The sequence below is a fragment of the Actinomycetospora straminea genome, assembly GCF_028737255.1.
GTDB classification, from domain to species: Bacteria; Actinomycetota; Actinomycetes; order Mycobacteriales; family Pseudonocardiaceae; genus Actinomycetospora; species Actinomycetospora straminea.
The window spans coordinates 199601-219929 of the sequence record NZ_JAQZAN010000009.1; the positions used below are offsets into that span (position 1 = coordinate 199601).

Genomic DNA, 20329 nt, shown 5'->3' on the forward strand with positions numbered 1-20329 from the left:
CTTCCAGGACCGCCCGCTGTGGTGCACAACCGCCTCCGGGTCGTCGTTGTTCCCGGGCGTCAGGCCACGCAGGGCCGGGGCGCGACGACCTGCGGGTCCAGGCCGGCCGCCTCCGCCCCGTCGGCGTCGAGGATCCACACGTACTCGTTCTTGAGCCGGCCGCCGTCGTCGGCGAAGACGCCGGTGCGGAAGGGGTAGACGCCGACCGTCGGTGCGGTGCCCGGCGCGCCGGTGGCGATGGCGTGGTCGAGGTCGCGGTTGGCCCGGCGCATCGCGGCGAGCAGCCGGTGGGCGGCCGCGGCGGGGTCGGCGAGCGTGCGCCCCTCGGCGAGCTGCAGGGCCAGGTGCAGCTGCCGGTCGCCCGCGCGGTCCTCGTACGAGACGAGCCGGTGGTTCTCGACGGCGGCCACCAGCTCCGGGTCGGCGGCGACGGCGTCGCGGACCCCGTCGGGCGGGACCACCGCGCCGTTGTGGTCGACGGCGTGGTCGCTGCGCCCGTACTGGAGCAGCAGGGGCAGGTCGAGGACCCGCTCGTCGAGCACGGTCTGCAGGCCGGAGCGGCGCAGGACGGGCAGCACGTCGCGCATCCGCAGCACGTGCCCGCGGTCGTGGATGTTGTAGCGGATGCGGGGGTCGACGTTCTGCGGGCGCGTGATGGTGACGACCAGCTCGCCGTCGTCGTTCTCCTCGATGAGGTAGGCGTAGGGGTTGAACTGGAAGATGTCGGGCAGCACGCCGTACTGGTCCTGCCTGGTCAGGGCCCGCGCGAGGGCCGGGTCGGCGGCGATCGCGCGGCGCAGGGCGATGGTGAACTCGGTCTCGACGGCGATGCTGATCTCGAGGTCGCTGGCCCCGTACGCGCCGATGACCTTCCGCGCGCGGCGCAGGACGTGGTCGCGCATCCCCTCGCTGATCCCCTCGCCGCCGAAGGCGCAGACCACGTCGTAGGCCGCCCAGTCCAGCCGGTCGTCCTCGAGCAGCCCCTTGAGGAACGGCGGGTAGCTCGTGATCACGTAGGTGTAGCCGGGGCCGAACTCGCGCATCGTGTTGATGATCTTGTCGCGGTCCGGGCCGGTGGACTTGATCGTCGAGACCCGGGTGAGCGCCGCGGTGACGTTCATGCCGGTGGCCCACGCGCCGAGCGAGAAGGCGTTGATGACGAACACCGGGCGGTCCGGCGTCGCGTGCCGCAGGAAGCCGACGCGCAGCACCTCGCGGGAGGCGCGCCGCTCGACGGGTCCGCGGACCCAGCTGGTCGGGGTGCCGGTCGAGCCCGACGACTCGTCGACGACGACCCCGCGGCGCGGCAGCCGCCCGCCCACGCACCGCTCCGGGATCGGCCAGCGGGCGATGTAGGAGCGCTTGTCGGTCTCGGGCAGGTCGGCGAACGCCGTCGTCGACACCCCCTGCTCGGCCAGGAAGGACCGGTAGGCGGGGACGCGGCGCACGGTGCGGGCGACGGTGCGCTGGGCCCGCCGGCGGCCGAGCCACCAGCGCAGCCGCTCGAACCCGGGGGCGAGCAGCAGGGCGTGGGTGCGCGGGGAGCGCCCGAGCAGGTCGACCAGGAGCTCCTGGAGCCACCAGAGGATCCTCACCGGGCCACCGCCGTCGCGTCCCGGTCCAGCAGCATCGCTTCGAGGCCGCGCCGCCAGGACCGCGGCGGCGCCTCGCCGGTGCCGTAGCGGAAGAGCATCCACGCCATCCGGCCGCCCGACTCCTCGATGCCGGTGCGCTCGACGAAGGCGGCGTGCGAGCGCGGGTTGGTGATCACCGTGCCGAACGGGTGCAGGTGCACGCCGTGGCGGGTGAACGCCAGCCAGACGCGCAGGAAGCAGCGGCCCGCCTCGACGTGGTCGGCCGGGCCGACGAACGGGCCGGTGAGCCAGCCGAGCTCGCGCACCCCGCGCATCGTGTTCAGGTACACGCGCCGGAAGAGGCCCCCGACGACGGGCAGGTCCCACAGCCACCGGTGGCGCATCGCGATCCGCAGCAGCGGGCCGGGGATCAGCATGGTCTCGGCCGACAGGCCGTCGCGCGTGGCGGCCGCCTGCCGCTTTGACGTGCGGAGCCAGGCGAGGATCTCGGCGTGGACCGCGTCGTCGCGCAGGTCGTCGAAGAGCGTCTCCTGGTTGATGCGGATGAGGTCGTCGACGAGGTCCTGCTCCCCGGTGCGCCCGAACTCCTGGCCCATCCCGACGGCGATCGCCGCGACCTCCTCGGTGATCCGGGGGTCGACGGGCCGGCGGTCGTAGGGGCGGCGCGAGGTCCGGCGCCGGCGGAACGCCGCCCACTGCTCGCGCGCCGCCGCCGTGACCGGGACCGGCGTGAGCTCCAGGTGCCCGAGCAGGTGCTGGCGCTCCTCGGCCGCGAAGTCCATCGGGGCCAGGTGCAGGTCCTCGCGGACCGCCCAGCCGTGCGCCGCGGCCACCGTCGCCAGGGACTCGAGGAACACCCCGGCGCAGACGTGCGCGAACGGGATGCCGAAGCTCTCGGCGGGCAGGCCGCGGTCGAGGTCGTAGCAGAGGTCCGCACGCCGGTCGTCGTGCACCCGCACGGTGATCGGCTGGGAGTTGTGCGGCGAGGGGTAGCGGCGCGCCTCGTCCAGGATCGCCGACCACGGGCGGGGGAGGTCGGGGGCGCCGAGCGGGGCTGTCATGCCCCCGAGCCTCGTGCGCGCCCCCGCGCGCGGGCAGGCGTGGAACTACTCAACCCCGGTCGCAGCGAACGCGCTGTTCGGTGCTTCTAGGCGCAGGAACGGCGCGTTCGCTCGACGCCGCGCCGTCGCACGGTCCGCACGAACGGGGACTTCGCGCGCCTAGAGGCAGCGAACAGCGCGTTCGTTGCCTCCAGGCGCGCGCGAGGTCCTAGTCGTCGTCCTTGCCGGGCGTCGTCTTCGCGACCTGCATGAGGAACTCGATGTTCGTCCGGCTCTTGCGGAGGCGGTCGAGGACGAGCTCGATGGCCTGCTGCGAGTCCAGCGCGGCCAGCACGCGGCGCAGGCGGTGGGTCACCGCCATCTCGTCCGGCGAGAGCAGCAGCTCCTCCTTGCGCGTGCCCGACGGGTCGGGGTCGATCGCGGGGAAGATGCGCTTGTCGGCGAGCTTGCGGTCGAGCTTGAGCTCGGCGTTGCCGGTGCCCTTGAACTCCTCGAAGATCACCGTGTCCATCGTCGACCCGGTCTCGACCAGGGCCGTCGCGAAGATGGTGAGCGAGCCGCCGTCCTCGATGTTCCGCGCGGCGCCGAGGAAGCGCTTCGGCGGGTAGAGAGCGGTGGAGTCGACACCACCGGACAGGATGCGCCCGGACGCCGGGGCCGCCAGGTTGTAGGCGCGGCCGAGGCGGGTGATCGAGTCGAGCAGCACCACGACGTCGTGACCCATCTCGACCAGGCGCTTCGCCCGCTCGATGGCCAGCTCCGAGAGCGAGGTGTGGTCCGACGGCGGCCGGTCGAAGGTCGAGGCGATGACCTCGCCCTTCACCGAGCGCTGCATGTCGGTGACCTCCTCCGGCCGCTCGTCGACGAGCACGACCATGAGGTGGACCTCGGGGTTGTTCGTGGTGATCGCGTTGGCGATCGCCTGCAGCACCATCGTCTTGCCGGCCTTCGGCGGCGAGACGATCAGCGCGCGCTGGCCCTTGCCGACCGGCATGACCAGGTCGATGACGCGCGTGGTCAGCAGGTGCGGCTCGGTCTCGAGGCGCAGCCGCTCGTTGGGGTAGAGCGGCGTGAGCTTGGTGAACTCCGGGCGGCGCTTCGCGGCCTCCGGGTCGAGCCCGTTGATCGAGTCGATGCGGACGAGCGGGTTGAACTTCTGGCGGTTCTGCTCGCCCTCGCGCTGCTGGCGCACCTGGCCGGTGACCGCGTCGCCGCGGCGCAGGCCGTGCTTGCGGACCAGCGACATCGAGACGTAGACGTCGTTCGGCCCCGAGGCGTAGCCCGAGGTGCGCACGAACGCGTAGTTGTCGAGGACGTCGAGGATGCCGGCGACCGGGATGAGCACGTCGTCGTCGCGGACCTCCGGCTCACCGCCGCCCTGGCGCTCGCCGCGCTCGCTGCGCTCCCCGCGCTCGTTGCGGTTGCGGCGACGGTCGCGGAAGCGCCGACCGCGGCGCCGGCCGCCGCCGTCCTCGTCGTCGTCCTCGTCGTCGCGCTGGTTGGTCTGCTGCTGGCCGCCCTGCTGCTGACGGTCCTGCTGCTGACGGTCCTGCTGCTGACGGTCCTGCTGCTGACGGTCCTGCTGGCGGTCCTGCTGGCGGCCGCCCTGCCCGTTCTGGTCCGGCCGGCCGCCCTGCTGACGGTCGCCCTGCTGGCGGTCGCCCTGCTGGCGGTCGCGCTCGCGCTGGCGGCGGGACCGGCCCTGACCGCCGTCGCCGTCACCGTCGCCCTCGGTGTCGGGGCGGGTGTCGGGGCGGGTCTCTGGGCGGGTCTCTGGGCGGGTGTCGGGGCGCTCGGTGGTGGGCGCGGCGTCGGTGGTGCCGGTCGCGCCCTCCGCCTCGGCGGCCGCGGCGGGGGCCGGCGCGGCGGCGCCGTTGCTGGTGGTGTCGCCGCCGGGGCCGGCGGTGTCGGACGGGCTCTCGACGCCCGGGCCGGCGTCGCGCCGGGCGCCACGACGACCGCGGCGCGACGAGGTGGGGGTCTCGCTGCTCGCGGGTGCCTCGGTGGCGCTCGCGGCCGCGGCGTCGGCGCCGGGGACGGCGTCGGACGCGGCGGTGACCGCGCTCGCCTCGGCGGCGGCGGGAGCGTCGTCGCTGGTCACGCCGCCGGGCGCCTCGGCCGGGGCGGCGGCGGACGCGGTCGGCTCGCCCGCCTCGGGCGGCGGGCCGGAGGCCGCGGTGGCGCGGCGACGGCCGCCGCGGCGGCGGGACGGGGCCCCGTCGGCCGGCTCGGCCGGGGCGTCGCCGGGCGCCGCGACGGACGACTCGGCGGGCGCGCTCGGGGCGGCGGTGCCGGCGTCGTCGGCGAGCGGGAGCTGGTCACCGCCCCCGGACTGACGCTTCTTGATCTCGGCGATGAGGTCGTTGCGCCGCATCCCCGTGGTGTCGGAGACGCCGAGCGACGTCGCGAGGTCGCGGAGCTCGGCGAGCACCATGCCGGAGACACCTCCCCGCCGGCGCCGCTCGGGCGCGGAGCCGCCCGACGCGGGGGTCGCGGCGCCGTCGGCGCCGTCGGTGGAGATGACGTCGGTTTCGGTCACGCAGGTCCTTCCTGACCGGCCCGGGGACCACCCGGACCAGCGGATGTGTCCGCCCCGCACACGGCGGGGCTGATCGCGGGACCGCTCCGGCCCGGGGGGTCGACAGCCGTCGAATCCGGGTGGGAGGGCCCGCGGAATTCTCGTACAGCGATCATGAGTGTCCGTCCGCCGGGACGACCCGGCGGCTGGGGAAGAGGGTGGACCCGGGCGAAGCGGGGCCAGGGCACCGACGCGCCACACGCGTGGTCGCTGTGGTGACGAGGGTAGACCTCGCCCCTGTCAGCGGCAACAACCACCCCCCGCGTGCCGCAGCGGGACCTGGTCAGACGACCTCGACGCGCGCGCCGTCGGTGTCGACGGCGAGCGGGGCGACGGTGAAGCCCGTGGTGTCGAGCCCGTGGGGCAGGTGGCCGTCGAGGGTCAGCGCCAGCACCGTCGGGCCGGCGCCGGAGACGACCGCGGGCACGCCGGCGCCGCGCAGGTGGTCGACGGCGGCCGCGGTCTCGGGGTAGGCGGGGCGGCGGTAGGGCTGGTGCAGGCGGTCCTCGGTGGCCGCGAGCAGCAGCTCGGGCTCGCTGGTCAGGGCGTGCACGAGCAGCGCCGAGCGAGCCGCGTTGTAGGCGGCGTCCGCATGCGGGACGCGGTCGGGGAGCAGCCCGCGGGTGGCCTCGGTGGAGCTCGACCGGTCCGCGATCAGCGCGATCGGGCGCAGTGCCGGGTGCGGCGTGAGGTGCGCGGCGTGCCATGCCCCTTCGTGCCCCCAGCTGACGACCAGCCCGCCGTAGAGGCAGGCCGCGACGTTGTCGGCGTGCCCGTCGAAGCCCGCCGCGAGGTCCAGCACCGCGTCCTCGTCGAGCGGGTGGGTCGACGCGATCAGCGCCCGCGCGGCGACGATGCCGGCGACCGCGGCCGCCGCCGACGACCCGAGGCCCCGGCTGTGCGGGATGACGTTGCGGCACCGCAGCCGCAGCGGGACCCGCGGCGCCCCGGCCCGGGCGAACGTCGCGTGGGCGGCGCGCAGGACCAGATGGCGCTCGTCGCGCGGGACCCGGCCGGCGCCCTCCCCCTCGACGTCGACGACGCAGCGACCGCCGTCGCCGACCGAGAGCTCGACCTCGTCCCACATCCCCAGCGCCAGGCCGAGGGTGTCGAACCCCGGCCCGAGGTTCGCCGAGGTGGCCGGCACGCGGACGCGGACCACGGTGCCCGCCGGAGGGGACACCTCCGACGCCACCTCCGCCCCGGCGCTCAGCGCAGGCCCAGGGCGTCGGCGACGGCGTCGACGTGCGGCGGGAGCACGACGGGGTCGGGCGCGTCCGCGAGCGCCGTGGCCGGGTCCTTGAGCCCGTGGCCGGTGACGGTGCAGACGATCAGCTGCCCGGTGTCCAAGCGGCCGGCGCGCGCCTTCGCGAGCAGCCCGGCTACCGACGCCGCCGACGCCGGCTCGACGAACACGCCCTCGCGGGCGGCGAGCAGCCGGTAGGCCTCGAGGATCGCGTCGTCGTCCACCGCGGTGATCTCGCCGGCGGACTCGTCGCGGGCGGTGATCGCCCCGTCCCAGGACGCCGGTGACCCGATGCGGATGGCGGTCGCGAGGGTCTCCGGGTCGCTCACCGGCGCCCCGTGCACGAGCGGCGCGGCGCCCGCGGCCTGTACCCCGAGCATGCGCGGCGTGCCGGCCACGACGCCGTCGCCGGCGTACTCGGTGTAGCCGCGCCAGTAGGCCGTGATGTTGCCGGCGTTGCCGACGGGCAGGGCGTGGACGTCGGGCGCGCGGCCGAGCTGGTCGCAGATCTCGAACGACGCCGTCTTCTGGCCCTCGATGCGCGCCGGGTTCACCGAATTGACCAGCGCGATCGGGTACTGCTCGGCGGCCCGGCGGGCGAGCTCGAGGCAGGCGTCGAAGTTGCCCTCGAGCTGCAGGATGCGCGCGCCGTGCACCGTGGCCTGCGCGAGCTTCCCGAGCGCGATCTTGCCCTGGGGCACGAGGACCGCGCAGGTCATGCCGGCGCGCGTCGCGTAGGCCGCCGCGGAGGCCGAGGTGTTGCCGGTGGACGCGCAGATGACCGCCTGCGCGCCGCCCGCGAGCGCCTCGGTCATCGCCACGGTCATGCCCCGGTCCTTGAACGAGCCGGTGGGGTTCGCGCCCTCGATCTTGAGGTGGACCTCGCAGCCGGTCAGCTCCGACAGGTGCGGCGCGGACAGCAGCGGGGTGCCGCCCTCGCGCAGGGTCACGACCTCCCAGCCGGGCTGCACGCGCGGCATGCGGTCGCGGTAGGCGTTGATGATGCCGGGCCACTCCACGCGCGCCCCGGGGACCACACCGGTCACGACGTCCCTCCGAGCTCGGTCACGGGACGGCCCAGGCCCTCGACGCGCAGCACCCCGGCAACGCCCTGGACGGCGTCGAGCCCGGTGAGCGCCTCCACCGTGGCCGCGAGCGCGGCGTCGGAGGCGGAGTGCGTCACGATCACCAGTGTGGCGTCCTTGGGGCCCGGCGCGCCATCGTCCGCGTCACGCCCGGCCTCACCCCGTCCCTCCTGGCGCACCGTCGCGATGCTGACCCCGTGCTCGGCGAACACCCCCGCGACCTGCGCGAGCACGCCCGCGCGGTCGGTGACGTCGAGGGCGACGTGGTAGCGGGTGAGGGTCTCCCCCATCGCCAGCACCGGCAGCGCCGCGTGCGCGGTGTCGCGGGGGCCGCGGCCGCCGATGACGCGGTTGCGGGCGGCGGCGACGAGGTCGCCGAGCACCGCGCTCGCCGTCTGCGGCCCGCCGGCGCCCTGGCCGTAGAACATCAGCTGTCCGGCCGCGGCCGCCTCGATGAACACCGCGTTGTATGCGCCCGACACCGAGGCGAGCGGGTGCGAGCGCGGGATCATCGCCGGGTGCACGCGGGCGCTGACCGCGCCGTCGGTCTGCTCGCAGATCGCCAGCAGCTTCACCGTGCAGCCCAGGGCCTTCGCCGCGGCGATGTCGGCGGCGGTGACGTCGCGGATGCCCTCGCGGTACACGTCGTCGGCGGTGACGCGGGTGTGGAAGGCGAGGCTCGCGAGGATCGCGGCCTTCGAGGCGGCGTCGTAGCCGTCGACGTCGGCGGTGGGGTCGGCCTCGGCGTAGCCCAGCCGGCCGGCCTCCTCAAGCGCCTCGGCGTAGTTGGCCCCGGAGGACGCCATGGCCGAGAGGATGAAGTTCGTGGTGCCGTTGACGATGCCGGCGACGCGCACGATGCGGTCGCCCGCGAGCGACTGCTGGATGGGGCGCAGCAGCGGGATCGCGCCGGCGACCGAGGCCTCGTAGTAGAGGTCGGCGCCGGACTCGTCGGCGGCCGCGGCGAGCGCCGCGCCGTCCTCGGCGAGCAGCGCCTTGTTCGCCGACACCACCGACTTGCCGTTCTTCAGCGCCGTCAGCAGCAGCCCGCGGACCGGCTCGATGCCGCCGACGAGCTCGACGACGACGTCGACGTCGTCGCGCGTCACCAGCCCGGCGGCGTCGGTGGTCAGCAGGTCGCCGGGCACGTCCGGGTGCCGCTGCGGGCGACGCACCGCCACGCCGGCGAGCCGCAGCCGCGCCCCGATCCGCGCGGCCAGCTCGTCGGCCTGCTCGGTGAGCAGCCGCACCACCTGGGAGCCGACGACACCGCACCCGAGGAGCGCGACCGAGATCTCGCGCCCGCCGTTCCCGGTCATGCCCTACCCCACCTCCAGCCGTGCCAGGTCGTCGAGGGTCTCGCGCCGGAGCAGCGGGCGCGACGTGCCGTCCGCCACGGCGACGACCGCGGGGCGCGGGACCTTGTTGTACGCGCTCGCCATCGCGTAGCAGTAGGCCCCCGTCGCGGCGACCGCCACGAGATCACCCGGGGCCAGGTCCGCGGGCAGCCAGCAGTCGCGGACGACGACGTCGCCGGACTCGCAGTGCTTGCCGACGACGCGGCAGCGCACCGGCGGCGCGCCGGACGCGGACCGCGACACCAGCCGGCAGTCGTAGTGGGCGTCGTAGAGCGCGGTGCGGATGTTGTCGCTCATGCCGCCGTCGACGCTGACGTAGCGGCGCCGCGCGCCCCCGCCGAGCTCGACGTCCTTGACCGTGCCGACCTCGTAGAGCGTCACCGTGCCCGGTCCGGCGATGGCGCGGCCCGGCTCGACGGCGATCCGCGGCGCCGCGAGACCCACCCGCGCGGACTCGCGCTCGACGATCGCGCGCAGCTCGCCGGCCATCCACGCGGGCGAGCGGGGGTGGTCGGCGACGGTGTAGGCGATGCCCATGCCGCCCCCGAGGTCGACGGTCCCGAGGGCGTCGGCGACGGCGTCGGAGTGCTCGTCGCGCAGCTCGGCGAGCAGGCCGATCACCCGGCGGGCGGCGAGCTCGAAGCCGTCGGCGTCGAAGATCTGGGAGCCGATGTGGCTGTGCAGGCCGACGAGGTGCAGGCCCGGCGACTTCAGCACGCGGCGGACCGCCTCGGCGGCGTCGCCCGCGGCCAGCGAGAACCCGAACTTCTGGTCCTCGTGAGCGGTGGCGATGAACTCGTGGGTGTGCGCCTCGACCCCGACGGTCACGCGCACCATGACCTGCGCGCGGACGTCGCGCTCGCGGGCGATCTCGTCGAGCCGGGCGATCTCGACGTAGGAGTCGAGCACGATCGCCCCGACCCCTGCCTCGAGCGCCGCGGCGAGCTCCCGGCGGCTCTTGTTGTTTCCGTGCACGGTGATCCGCTCGGCCGGGAAGCCGGCGCGCAGCGCGATCGCGAGCTCGCCCTCGGTGCAGACGTCGAGGCCCAGGCCCTCGTCGGCGACCCACCGGGCGACCTCGGTGCACAGGAACGCCTTGGCCGCGTAGTGCACGAGCGCGGGGTCGCCGTACGCGGCGGCGTGCTCGGCGCAGCGGGCGCGGAAGTCGGCCTCGTCGACGACGAACAGCGGGGTCCCGTGCTCGCGGGCGAGGGTGGTGACGTCGACGCCGGCGAGGCGGACGACGCCGTCCTCACCCCGGGTCGCGTGGCGGGGCCAGACCGCGGCGGGCAGGACGTCGAGGGCCGCGGCGTCCGGCGGGCCGGCGCCGTCCTCGTGCTGCGGGATGACGTCGGCGTGACGGGGCCCGGCGGGGTGGGCGCGGGTCATGCAGGGTTCTCCTGAGGGGTCACATGCGCTCGGGCGCGCTCACGCCGAGCAGGCCCAGGCCGTTGGCGAGCACCTGGCGGGCCGCGGTGCACAGCGCGAGGCGCGCCGTGTGGATTCCCGCGGGCTCCTCGTCGCCCTGCGGCAGGACGCGGCAGGTGTCGTAGAAGCGGTGGTAGGCGCCCGCGAGCTCCTCGAGGTAGCGGGCCACCCGGTGCGGCTCGCGCAGGCCCGCGGCCGACGCCAGCACGCGCGGGAACTCCCCGAGCGTGCGGATGAGGTCGCCCTCGCGCGGGTGCACGAGCAGCGCGAGGTCGGGGTCCTCGGCGCTCACCCCGAGGTCCGCGGCGTTGCGGGCCAGCGAGGAGAGCCGCGCGTGGGCGTACTGCACGTAGAACACGGGGTTCTCGTTGGTGCGGCTGGAGATGAGGTCCAGGTCGATCTCGAGCACCTGGTCGACCGAGCTGCGCGCGAGCGAGTAGCGCGCGGCGTCCACGCCGACCGCGTCGACGAGGTCCTCCAGCGTGATGATCGTGCCCGCGCGCTTGGACATCTTCACCGGCTCGCCGCCGCGCACCAGGTTGACCAGCTGCCCGATGAGCACCTCGACCCGCGCCGGGTCGTCGCCGAACGCCGCCGCCACCGCCTTGAGCCGGTGGATGTAGCCGTGGTGGTCCGCGCCGAGCATGTAGATGGCCAGCTCGGCGCCGCGGGCCCGCTTGTCGCGGTAGTAGGCGATGTCGCCGGCGATGTAGGCGGGCTGGCCGTCGGACTTGATGACGACCCGGTCCTTGTCGTCGCCCTGGTCGGTGGAGCGCATCCACCACGCGCCGTCGGCGAAGTAGAGGGCGTCGCCGTCCTTGAGGTCCTGGACGGCCTTCTCCACCGCGCCCGAGGTGTGCAGGGCGAGCTCGGAGGACCAGACGTCGAAGTGCGTGCCGAACGCCTCGAGGCTCGCGCGCATCTCGTCGAGCATCACCTCGACGCCGAGACGCTTGAACGCGGCCAGCTTCTGGTCGTCGGGCTGGTCGAGCACGCCCTGCTCGGTCTCGACGACCTTCGCCGCCACCTCGGCGACGTAGGCCCCGCCGTAGCCGTTCTCCGGCACCGGGCGGCCCTCGGCGGCGGCGATGAGCGACTCGGCGAACCGGTCGATCTGCGCGCCCGCGTCGTTGACGTAGTACTCGCGGGTGACGGCGGCGCCCTGCGCGGCGAGCACGCGGCCCAGCGCGTCGCCGACCGCGGCCCAGCGGGCGCCGCCGAGGTGGATCGGGCCGGTGGGGTTCGCGGAGACGAACTCGAGGTTGATCGCCTGCCCGGTCAGCGTGTCCGCGTGCCCGTAGCCCTCGCCCGCCGCGAGCACGGCGGCGACGATGCCGGCCTGGGCGTCCGCGGCGAGGCGCAGGTTGAGGAAGCCGGGGCCCGCGACCTCGGCGGTCCGGATGCCGTCGGTGCTCTCGAGTCGGCTGGCGAGCCAGCCCGCGAGCTCCGCCGGCGCGACGCCCGCCTTCTTCGCCGAGCGCAGCGCGATGTTGGTCGCGTAGTCGCCGTGCTCGGGGTTGCGCGGGCGCTCCACCGTGACCGTCTCGGGCAGCACCGTCGTGTCGAGGCCGCGCTCGGTGAGCACGTCCACGGCGACGGCGTGCAGGAGGTCGGCCAGGGCAGCGGGGGTCACCCCGTGGATTCTAGGGACCGCACCCGGGGTGACCTCGCTCCGGCGTCACCCACCCGGCGTCGACCACGGGGGGTGCCGCACCCGTCACCGGGGCGCCACGACGTCCTCCGTAGCATCGGGGTCATGGCGAGTGGTGGGTCCGGCCGGCGGACCGGGTCGAGCTCGGGGTCGTCGGGACCCTCGCGCTCCGGGCGTGACGGACGGTCGCAGGGCGGCCAGCGGCCGGGCACCGGGCAGCGGTCCGGGGGGCAGCGGGGCGGCGGTCAGGGCAGCGGTCAGGGCAGCGGTCAGCGCACGGCCCAGCGCCCCGGGCAGAAGCGCGGCCCGAACCCGGTCACCCGCGGCAAGCGGCCGGCGCCCGGCACCCGCCGGCAGGTGCCGTGGCTCGTGATCGGCGCCGTCGCGGTGGTGGTCGCGCTCGCCGCGGTCGTCATCGGCTTCGCGCTGTCCCGCGAGAGCGAGGTCAGCGCCTGGCGCCCGAGCGACGACAACCGCGACCCCTCGCTCGCGATCCCGGGCGTCATCACCGGTCAGTACGCCGGTCAGCAGCACGTCACCGCCGAGCAGCGCGTCGCCTACGACCGCTCGCCGCCCTTCGGCGGCCCGCACGACGCCTACTGGGCCGCGTGCAACGGCGTCGTCTACCCGACCCCGGTGCGCACCGAGAACATGGTGCACTCGCTCGAGCACGGCGCGGTGTGGATCGCCTACAACCCCGACCAGGTCAGCGGGCCGGCGCTGCAGACGCTCGCGGCGAAGGTGCAGGGCCAGGACTACACGATGATGTCGCCCTACCCGGGGCTCGACCAGCCGATCTCGCTGCAGTCGTGGGGTCACGAGCTCAAGCTCGCCGACGCGAACGACCCGCGGATCGACCAGTTCATCTCGTCGCTGCGCCAGAACCAGTACACGTTCCCCGAGGTCGGGGCCAGCTGCGACGCCCTCGGGCCGGGCTACTTCGACCCGGGCAACCCGCCGCCCTTCGACGCCTCCCCGCCCCCGCCGGACGCGGTGACGATGGACGGTCGCGGCGCCGCGGCGGGCAACGGCGGATGAGTGCGCCCGCCGACAGCCCGGTGAGCGACACCGACCGCACCGACCCGCCGCCGCCCGTGGACGACGACGGGGACGACGACGGCGGCTCCGGCGGCGGGTGGTGGTCGGCGAGCCCGACGTGGGCCAAGGCCGTCGTGGCCGGCGGCCTCGCGCTGCTGCTCGTGCTCGTCGGCGTCATCGGCGGGATCGCGCTGGGCCGTTCGACCGCCGAGTCGTACGGGCCCGCCGAGGGCTCGATCGACGTCGGGTTCCTGCAGGACATGACGGTGCACCACGGCCAGGCGGTCGAGATGGCCGTGTGGGCGCGCACCAACACCGCCGACCCGCAGGTGCGCCAGCTCGCCTTCGACATCGAGTCGACGCAGACCGCGCAGGTCGGGCGCATGGAGGGGTGGCTGACGCTCTGGGGCCAGGCGCTGTCCCCGCCGCCCGGGCAGTACATGGCGTGGATGGGGATGCCGACCGCGTCGATGCCGGGGATGGCCTCGCCGGAGGACCTCGCGCGGCTCCGCGCCGCGACCGGGCGCGAGCTCGACGTCGTGTTCCTGCAGCTCATGCTGCGCCACCACCAGGGCGGGCTGCCGATGATGCAGGCCGGGGCGGCCGACGCCTCGGTGCCCGCGGTCCGGGCGCTCGCGCAGAGCATGGTCGCGTCCCAGACCGCCGAGTCGGCGACGATGACGCAGATGCTCGCCGAGCGCGGCGCCGCCCCCCTCCCCGCGCCCACCGACCCCCACGCCGGCATGCACGGGATGCACGGCGGCGGCTGAACGACCCGCGCCCGTGTCAGCGTGGCGTTCACGCTGTCACTGGACGTCAGAAAAGCCACCGGCTCGCCACGCCGAGCCCGCGCCTCGATCTGCGGACCGAGATCAGGAGTGCGAAACGCACCTCCGCGGGGTGCTCGGAGGTGCATTTCCGCCTCCTGATCTCGGCGTCAGGACCCCAGCCGCGCCCGCACCTCCGCCTCGGCGGTCGCGATCGGGCTGGCGGCGGCCTCGCGGTGCAGGGCCTCGAGCCGCTCGCCGGCCTCCGGTCGGCTCCAGTCGCGTGCGAACGCCCCGGACAGGATGTCGTCGTGCATCACGCGGGCGAAGCGCGCCGCCAGCTCGCCCTGCTCGTCGAGCGCCGCGAGCGAGCGCAGCTGCCCGTACTGCGACGTCCGCGAGTGCAGCCCGAGCTGCCCGAAGAGCCCCTCGCGGGCGACGTGCGCGAACACCTCGGCGGGCTCGGCGGACAGGTAGAGCTCGTTGAGCACGGCCTCCTCGCTGAACCCGGCCTCGACGGCGACGCGGTGGGCGGTGCGCACGACGTCGAGGATCGCCGGCCACACCGCCTGCTCGCTGAACAGGTCGAGCGCCGCCTCCTCCCGCGCGCTGGAGACGATCGCCCCGCCCAGCGTCCCGCCGATCGCCCGCGCCACCGCGAGCGTCGTGTCCCAGGCGTGCCCCGTCGCGTCGCGCTCCACCGACACGAAGCACGGGAAGCCGTGCCGGTCCACGTAGCGGTCGCGCACCGCCGCGCCGATCATCCGCGGCGCGACCATGACGACGTCGACGCCGTCGGGCACCTCCAGCAGCCCGAAGTGCCAGTTGTAGCCGCTGGCCACGACGAGCGTGTCCCCCGCCCGCAGCCCCGGCGCCACCTCGTCGCGCACGAGGCCCGGCTGCACCTCGTCGGGCACGAGCAGCAGCGCGATGTCCGCCGCCGCGGCCGCGTCGGCGATCGAGCGCACGTCGAAGCCCTCCTCGCGCGCGCCCGCGACGTAGGAGTCCTCCCGGTTGCCGACCAGCGGCGTGTGCCCCGAGTCGCGCAGGTTCGCCGCCTGCGCCGCCCCCTGGTTGCCGAACCCGAGCACGGCGATCGTGCGTCCGGACAGCGCGGCGAGGTCCGCGGCGTCGACGGTGCGGTCCTGGTGGATCTCTGCGTGTGCCATCACCCGAGCGTGGGTGCTCCTCCGCCCGTGCGCTAGGCTGATCCACGGTTCGCCCCCGTAGCTCAGGGGATAGAGCACCGCCCTCCGGAGGCGGGAGCGCAGGTTCGAATCCTGCCGGGGGCACCACCCGCTGACCAGCGGAAACGTCGTCGGGCCGTTATCGGTCCGAGTCCGCGTGGGACGAGTCGTGGGACGAACGCTTCCTACTCTCGCCCCATGCCACCTCGCACACGCCGTCGCCGCGGCTGGATCGAGCAGCTGCCGAGCGGCTCGCACCGCGCGTGGGTCTACGCCGGCACCGACCCGCTCACGGGCCGCCCGCGGCGGCTGCGCGAGACGGTGGGCACCTACGCCGAGGCCGAGAAGGCCCTGACGCGGCTGCAGCGCCAGGTGGACGAGGACCAGCACCCCAAATCCGAGATCACGGTGCGCCGTGCCGTGGAGCAGTGGCTCGAGGTCGTCGAACTCGAGGACACCACCCGCGAGCGTTACGACGACCTCATCCGCCTCTACGTGCTGCCGACCTTCGGCGACCTTTCGGCAGGACGGTTGGACGCCGAACTCCTCGAGCGCTTCTACGCGCGCCTCCACCGTTGCCGCGTCCTCTCGTGCAACGGCAAGGCGCGTGGCGGCCACGTCTGCCGCCCGCTGAGCACGAGCACCACGCGGAAGGTGCACTACATCATCCGCGGTGCGCTCGACCGTGCCGTGCGCTGGCGGCACCTCGGGGTGAACAAGGCAGCGATGGCCGAGGCGCCGGCTCCGCGGCGCACCGAGCCGGACCCACCCAGCGCCGACGAGGCGGCCCGGCTGCTCAACGCCGCGTGGAGCGACCCGGAGTGGGGCCTGCTGCTGTGGCTGACGATGCTCACCGGTCCGCGTCGTGGCGAGGTCTCAGCGCTGCGCTGGCGCCACATCGACTTCGAGCGCGGGCTGCTCTGGGTGCACCAGGCCAACGCGCAGACGAAGGCCGGGCTCAAGGAGAAGAGCACCAAGACGAACCAGCGCCGCAAGGTCGCCCTGGATGAGCACACCATCGAGCTCTTGCGGGCGCACCGTGAACGTTGGCGCGAGCGCTGCGAGCAGCTCGGGGTGCCGTTGAGCCTCGACGCCTTCGTCTTCTCCCCCGTCCCCGACGGCGCGGCGCCCTACCTCCCGCGGGCCATCAGCCAGCGCTACCGCCGCCTCGCGCTTCGGCTGAAGCTGCGCAGCACGCGCCTGCACTCGCTCCGCCACTACTCGGCCACCGAGCTCGTCGCGGCCGGCGTCGACATCCGCACCGTCGCGGGCCGCCTCGGCCACGGAAGCGGCGGAGCAACCACCCTCAAGGTCTACGCCGCCTGGGTGGACGAAGCGGATCGGCGAGCAGCCACCACCATGGCCACCGTCCTGCCCCGTCCAGTCCCGCAGGCATCAGTACGACGCAGCCCATACGAGGACATCGCTGAAGCGCTGCGGGAGCAGATCCGCTGCGGTGCCCTTCAGCCCGGAGCCGAGCTCCCCACGGTCGCCGAGATCGCCGTCGCCAACACCGTCGCCGTCGGCACCGCCCACCGCGCCCTCGCCTCACTCAAGGCAGACGGTCTGGTGAGCGTGTCGCGTGGTAGACGAGCAGTGGTTCGAAGTGCTTCCGGCGCGAGGTCCACGTGATGAGGCATCGGCGGGCAGTGAAATCTATCGCTACAGGATCAAGTGCGGACCTGACGGGCCGCGACGGGCGGCCTCGCGCTGGCGCCCCGCCTCCTGCCTCCGGCCCGGCGGGCGCCGCGCAGGCACGCCCGCCCACCCGAAGTAACCGGACAGACCAAGAGATGTCCTCGCCGGACGGCCAGGTCTCCGGGATGGCGGGGACGAGCGGAAGTGCGGGGCCGGTGCGTGGGTGGTTGCCAGGCGCCCTCCCGACGACCTCCCGGAAGGGCTATCACGCCGCCGGCGGGCGGCGAGCCGGGCAAGTGGCTGTTGCGAGAGATTCGAGGGTTGCCGCCCACCGGCGGCGTGATCGGGCTACGCCAGGTCGACGGGATGGCTTAGCCTCGGCCAGCGAATTCGCCGACCCGAAGCGTCCCCACATAGGTAGTCGCTGCATGCCCACCAACAGGAGTAGCATCAACCCATGCTCAAGCAACTTCACATGTCGCGCTTCAAGAGCTTTGAATCGGCGACAATGAAGTTCGGCGATTTCACTGCCCTGCTTGGTGTAAACGCGTCGGGAAAAAGTAACGCTCGAGACGCACTGCGCTTCCTCCACGGGGTGTCTCGTGGTTACTCGCTCGCTGAGGTCATTGGCGAGAAATGGATTGAGGGGGGCGTTCTTCAGTGGAGAGGCGTCCGAGGGGGTTCCCGACAAATCGTCCGCGAAGGGGCAAGAAGCTTCCGACTAACCCTCGAATTCACCTATCTCGACGGCAACCGATCTAAGGATGCTCGATACTCGATCGAAGTCGATATCGACCCTGGCGATCGAATCCCAAAGGTGACTCTTGAGCGTCTAATTCTGAAGGGCCCCGATCAGTACGTCTTCGACAGCCATCCCGACGGATATGGGCTCGGCTCGGACCAACTACACATATCGGCGCGCGTCCGACGGAAGAGTCAAGGCGCACCTCGCTCGATCCAATTCCTTAATACACAACCGATTCTCTCCCAGCTCCCGAACAACCCAGCGGTTCTTGAATGGGCCGGAAGGAACGCGACAGCAGCGATGACAGTACTTGGGAGCATGCGATTCCTAGATCTGTCACCCGATGCCGCACGACAGCCTTCCCTAGCTGGCCTGACCACTCTAGGAGATCGCGGCGAGAATCTATCATCAGTCCTTCAGGCCATCACGAGCAATGAGGGGATGAAGGAGGAGTTGGCCGCCTGGGTTGGCGAGCTAACTCCGCTAGACGCGCGTGACTTCGAGTTCGAGTCAGACTCAAGTGGCCGAGTTCTGGCTATCCTCGTCGAAGCGAATGGGCGACGAACTCCACTAACTACCGCTTCTGACGGCACAGTCCGATTCCTTGCTACAATTTCCGCTCTACTCGGACCGGAGCCTGCCCGCTTCTCTTTCTTCGAGGAGATTGAGAATGGCATCCACCCCAGCCGGCTTCATCTGCTACTTGAATTGATGGAACGCAGCGTCGCGTCGGCAGGTACGCAAGTGGCGGCTACCACCCATTCGCCTTATCTGCTTCCACAGATGAGCGTAATGCAACGCCAGCAAGCCCTGCTTTGTTTCCGCAACTCAGAAGGAGACTCTTCGATTGTTCCGATCATGGAGCTTCCCGGCGCCCAGAAGGTCCTGACCGAGCACGACCCAGCCCGCCTCATGGCCTCTGGATGGTTCGAAGACACGGTCGACTTTGCGGAGCTCGGACTAGAGAACTCCTCGAAATCTGCGGTCTCGTAGTGAGCTGCAATGTTCTCGTTATTCTTGAAGATTTCCGACATGATCGGCATATCACGGTCCCATTGATCAACGCACTCATGAGAGAAGCCGGCCGACCTCAGGCAAAGGTTCGCGAACTAACCGACCCGCTTCTTGGTGGAATAGATCAAGCGCTACGTCTTGACCGTCTCATTGAGATCGTGGATCGCAACCCCCTCGTTGACCTATTCCTCTTACTCGTCGACCGAGACGGCAATGCCAATCGCCGTGCAGCACTCGACGCCCGGGAAGCGGAGCTCATCGAGCATCTGCGTCCCGGCACATGCCTCCTCGCCCAGGAAGCCTGGCAAGAGATCGAAACTTGGGGACTCGCAGCACTGAACCCGCTTCCGCGCGGCTGGACCTGGACGGACGTGCGTGCCGAAGCACACGTGAAGGAGAACTACTTTCATCCTCATGCAAAGTCTGCCGGCACTGCGACCCGGCTCGGTGGCGGCCGACGGGAGCTGGGCCGGGAGGCCGCCCGCAACTACGCGCGGGTGACAAATCGGTGTCCGGAGGTTCGTGATCTTCAGCGGCGGGTTGAGGAGTGGCTGGGCGCCGGCTAGCAGTCTCACCCCACCGCAAATGTGGCCCGATGGACTCCGGGAACAGGCTGGGTACAAGACGCCCAACGCAGTGGCAGACAACGACGGACGCTGTCAGACAGTGATCATGCAGGTCGGGAGGCCGCTGAACCCGTAGCCGCAGGAGCAGCGCTCTTCACGCTCAAGTGCTCGCCTGCTCCGTCGCGTTGGAAGACTCGCAACGCCGCGACCTACAGGGTCATGCTCCGTCCGCGCTCTAAGGGCTCAGGATGAGCGGTGGCGGTCACGGAGGGCCGCCAAGGTGCGCTCTACGCTGGCGAGGACGTCGGGTGGGGTCGGCTCCTTGACGTCGTGGCCGGCTGTCGCGAGGGCGACTGACGCGCGGTGGGCAGCGGCGTCGAAGCCGCCGAGCAGAACCAAGGCCGCTTCGGCCCGGTGATCTCCGTCGAGGGCGGCGGTGAACAGGCGGGCGACCTCGTTCCGGTCGACCGCATCGAGGCTGACTCTCGATTCGTCGTCTGGCCGGTCGGCGGCATGTTTTGTCGTCACGGTGGTCTGACGCAGCCCGCGGCGGAGCCGTTCCCCCCGGATCGCGGCGGAAACGGCTCCGACACCTCACGGTCGAGCCGTAGGCCATGCCGCCAGGAACTCCTGACGTCCGTCGCGGGCCGCGAGGTGCTGTCGGATGGTGGTCTGCGCACGGTGCACGCGGGACTTGATCGTGCCCTCGGCTACCCCGAGCAGCTCGGCCGCCTCGGTAATGCTCAGCCCGTCAAGGTGGAGGACCTCGAGCGCCAGTCGCTGCTCCCGCGGGAGCAGGGCGAGCAGCTCGGGCAGCGCGGCGGCCGCGTGCTCTCGGTCGTCCACCCTCGTCACGCCGTCGTCCGGGTCGGCCCACTGCTCGGTCTCGTAGATCTCGCCCGCCGGGGTGGAGTGGCTCGCTCGGCGACGCCGTGACGCGCTGATGGCCTCGTTGACCGTGATGCGGTGCAGCCAGGTCAGCACCTTCGAGCGCCCGGAGAACGTCGCGGCACCACGCATGACCCGAAGCCACACCTCCTGGACCACGACCTCTGGCTCCGGCTCGAACCACGGCAGGTTCCGCACGATCCACAGCAGCAGCCGCTGGTGACGGTGCACCAGAACCGCGAGCGCGTCGCCGTCCCCGACGACGTAATACGCGAGCAGCTCGGCGTCAGTACGCGGGTCCTCGGTGGGCTGATCGGTCATGGCGGCCTCCGACCGGGAGAAGTCGGGGCTGGTGGGCCCCGGGGCGGTGGGCGGAGGCGCTTGCCGCCTCCACCGCCCGAAGGGCGCCGAGCGGGCCGTCGAGGCTCGCGGTCACTGATAGACCCTTGATCAGCCGGACCCGCTCGGGTGCGGTGCGCATCCC

16 protein-coding genes and 1 tRNA gene are annotated in these 20329 nt (G+C 72.8%); 6 read left to right on the forward strand and 11 right to left on the reverse strand.

Annotated elements, in window-relative coordinates:
* Positions 1–59 precede the first annotated feature (59 nt).
* The 8 genes from PH190_RS14680 to argS all read right to left on the reverse strand — a co-directional run bounded on the left by PH190_RS14680 (position 60) and on the right by argS (position 11984).
* Positions 60–1595: a phenylacetate--CoA ligase family protein gene (locus tag PH190_RS14680; RefSeq protein ID WP_274232260.1), complete on the reverse strand. Its 1536-nt coding sequence runs from the start codon at positions 1593–1595 to the stop codon at positions 60–62.
* Complete coding sequence (locus tag PH190_RS14685) at positions 1592–2656, reverse strand: nitroreductase family protein (RefSeq protein WP_274232261.1); 1065 nt, start codon at positions 2654–2656, stop codon at positions 1592–1594. The genes PH190_RS14680 and PH190_RS14685 overlap by 4 nt, the downstream gene beginning before the upstream one ends.
* Positions 2657–2864: 208 nt before the next feature.
* Positions 2865–5090, reverse strand: a complete 2226-nt coding sequence (gene rho, locus PH190_RS14690; protein ID WP_274232285.1) for a transcription termination factor Rho — start codon at positions 5088–5090, stop codon at positions 2865–2867.
* A gap of 427 nt (positions 5091–5517) precedes the next feature.
* Positions 5518–6417: a homoserine kinase gene (thrB, locus tag PH190_RS14695; RefSeq protein ID WP_274232262.1), complete on the reverse strand. Its 900-nt coding sequence runs from the start codon at positions 6415–6417 to the stop codon at positions 5518–5520.
* Positions 6418–6443: 26 nt separating this feature from the next.
* A complete protein-coding gene (gene thrC, locus PH190_RS14700; protein WP_274232286.1) occupies positions 6444–7460 on the reverse strand; it encodes a threonine synthase in 1017 nt (338 codons plus the stop codon).
* 62 nt (positions 7461–7522) lie between these two features.
* Positions 7523–8884: a homoserine dehydrogenase gene (locus tag PH190_RS14705; RefSeq protein WP_274232263.1), complete on the reverse strand. Its 1362-nt coding sequence runs from the start codon at positions 8882–8884 to the stop codon at positions 7523–7525.
* 3 nt (positions 8885–8887) lie between these two features.
* Positions 8888–10312, reverse strand: coding sequence for a diaminopimelate decarboxylase (gene lysA / locus PH190_RS14710; RefSeq protein ID WP_274232264.1), 1425 nt, complete (start codon positions 10310–10312; stop codon positions 8888–8890).
* A 19-nt stretch (positions 10313–10331) separates the two neighbouring features.
* Positions 10332–11984, reverse strand: a complete 1653-nt coding sequence (gene argS, locus PH190_RS14715) for an arginine--tRNA ligase (protein ID WP_274232265.1) — start codon at positions 11982–11984, stop codon at positions 10332–10334.
* Between the two features lie 123 nt (positions 11985–12107).
* On the opposite strand from argS, the gene PH190_RS14720 reads away from it, so the two are divergent.
* Positions 12108–13040, forward strand: a complete 933-nt coding sequence (locus tag PH190_RS14720; RefSeq protein ID WP_337993814.1) for a DUF3105 domain-containing protein — start codon at positions 12108–12110, stop codon at positions 13038–13040.
* Between the two features lie 20 nt (positions 13041–13060).
* On the forward strand, positions 13061–13810 hold the full coding sequence (locus PH190_RS14725) for a DUF305 domain-containing protein (protein ID WP_274232266.1): 750 nt from the start codon (positions 13061–13063) through the stop codon (positions 13808–13810).
* Between the two features lie 167 nt (positions 13811–13977).
* Here PH190_RS14725 and PH190_RS14730 read toward each other — a convergent pair whose 3' ends face one another.
* Positions 13978–14976: an NAD(P)-binding domain-containing protein gene (locus PH190_RS14730; protein WP_274232267.1), complete on the reverse strand. Its 999-nt coding sequence runs from the start codon at positions 14974–14976 to the stop codon at positions 13978–13980.
* Between the two features lie 51 nt (positions 14977–15027).
* Here PH190_RS14730 and PH190_RS14735 point away from each other — a divergent pair.
* The 4 genes from PH190_RS14735 (at position 15028) to PH190_RS14750 (ending at position 18957) form a co-directional block, all read left to right on the forward strand.
* Positions 15028–15102 (forward strand) — tRNA-Arg (locus tag PH190_RS14735).
* Positions 15103–15315: 213 nt separating this feature from the next.
* A complete protein-coding gene (locus tag PH190_RS14740; RefSeq protein ID WP_274232268.1) occupies positions 15316–16626 on the forward strand; it encodes a tyrosine-type recombinase/integrase in 1311 nt (436 codons plus the stop codon).
* Between the two features lie 463 nt (positions 16627–17089).
* Positions 17090–18370 (forward strand): AAA family ATPase, encoded by a 1281-nt coding sequence (locus tag PH190_RS14745; RefSeq protein WP_274232269.1) that lies wholly within the window; start codon positions 17090–17092, stop codon positions 18368–18370.
* A 179-nt stretch (positions 18371–18549) separates the two neighbouring features.
* Positions 18550–18957, forward strand: a complete 408-nt coding sequence (locus PH190_RS14750; RefSeq protein WP_274232270.1) for a hypothetical protein — start codon at positions 18550–18552, stop codon at positions 18955–18957.
* A 243-nt stretch (positions 18958–19200) separates the two neighbouring features.
* Here PH190_RS14750 and PH190_RS14755 read toward each other — a convergent pair whose 3' ends face one another.
* Together PH190_RS14755 and PH190_RS14760 are read right to left on the reverse strand one after the other, a co-directional pair.
* Positions 19201–19485 (reverse strand): hypothetical protein, encoded by a 285-nt coding sequence (locus PH190_RS14755; RefSeq protein ID WP_274232271.1) that lies wholly within the window; start codon positions 19483–19485, stop codon positions 19201–19203.
* Positions 19486–19551: 66 nt separating this feature from the next.
* Complete coding sequence (locus tag PH190_RS14760) at positions 19552–20166, reverse strand: sigma-70 family RNA polymerase sigma factor (RefSeq protein WP_274232272.1); 615 nt, start codon at positions 20164–20166, stop codon at positions 19552–19554.
* Positions 20167–20329: the final 163 nt, after the last annotated feature.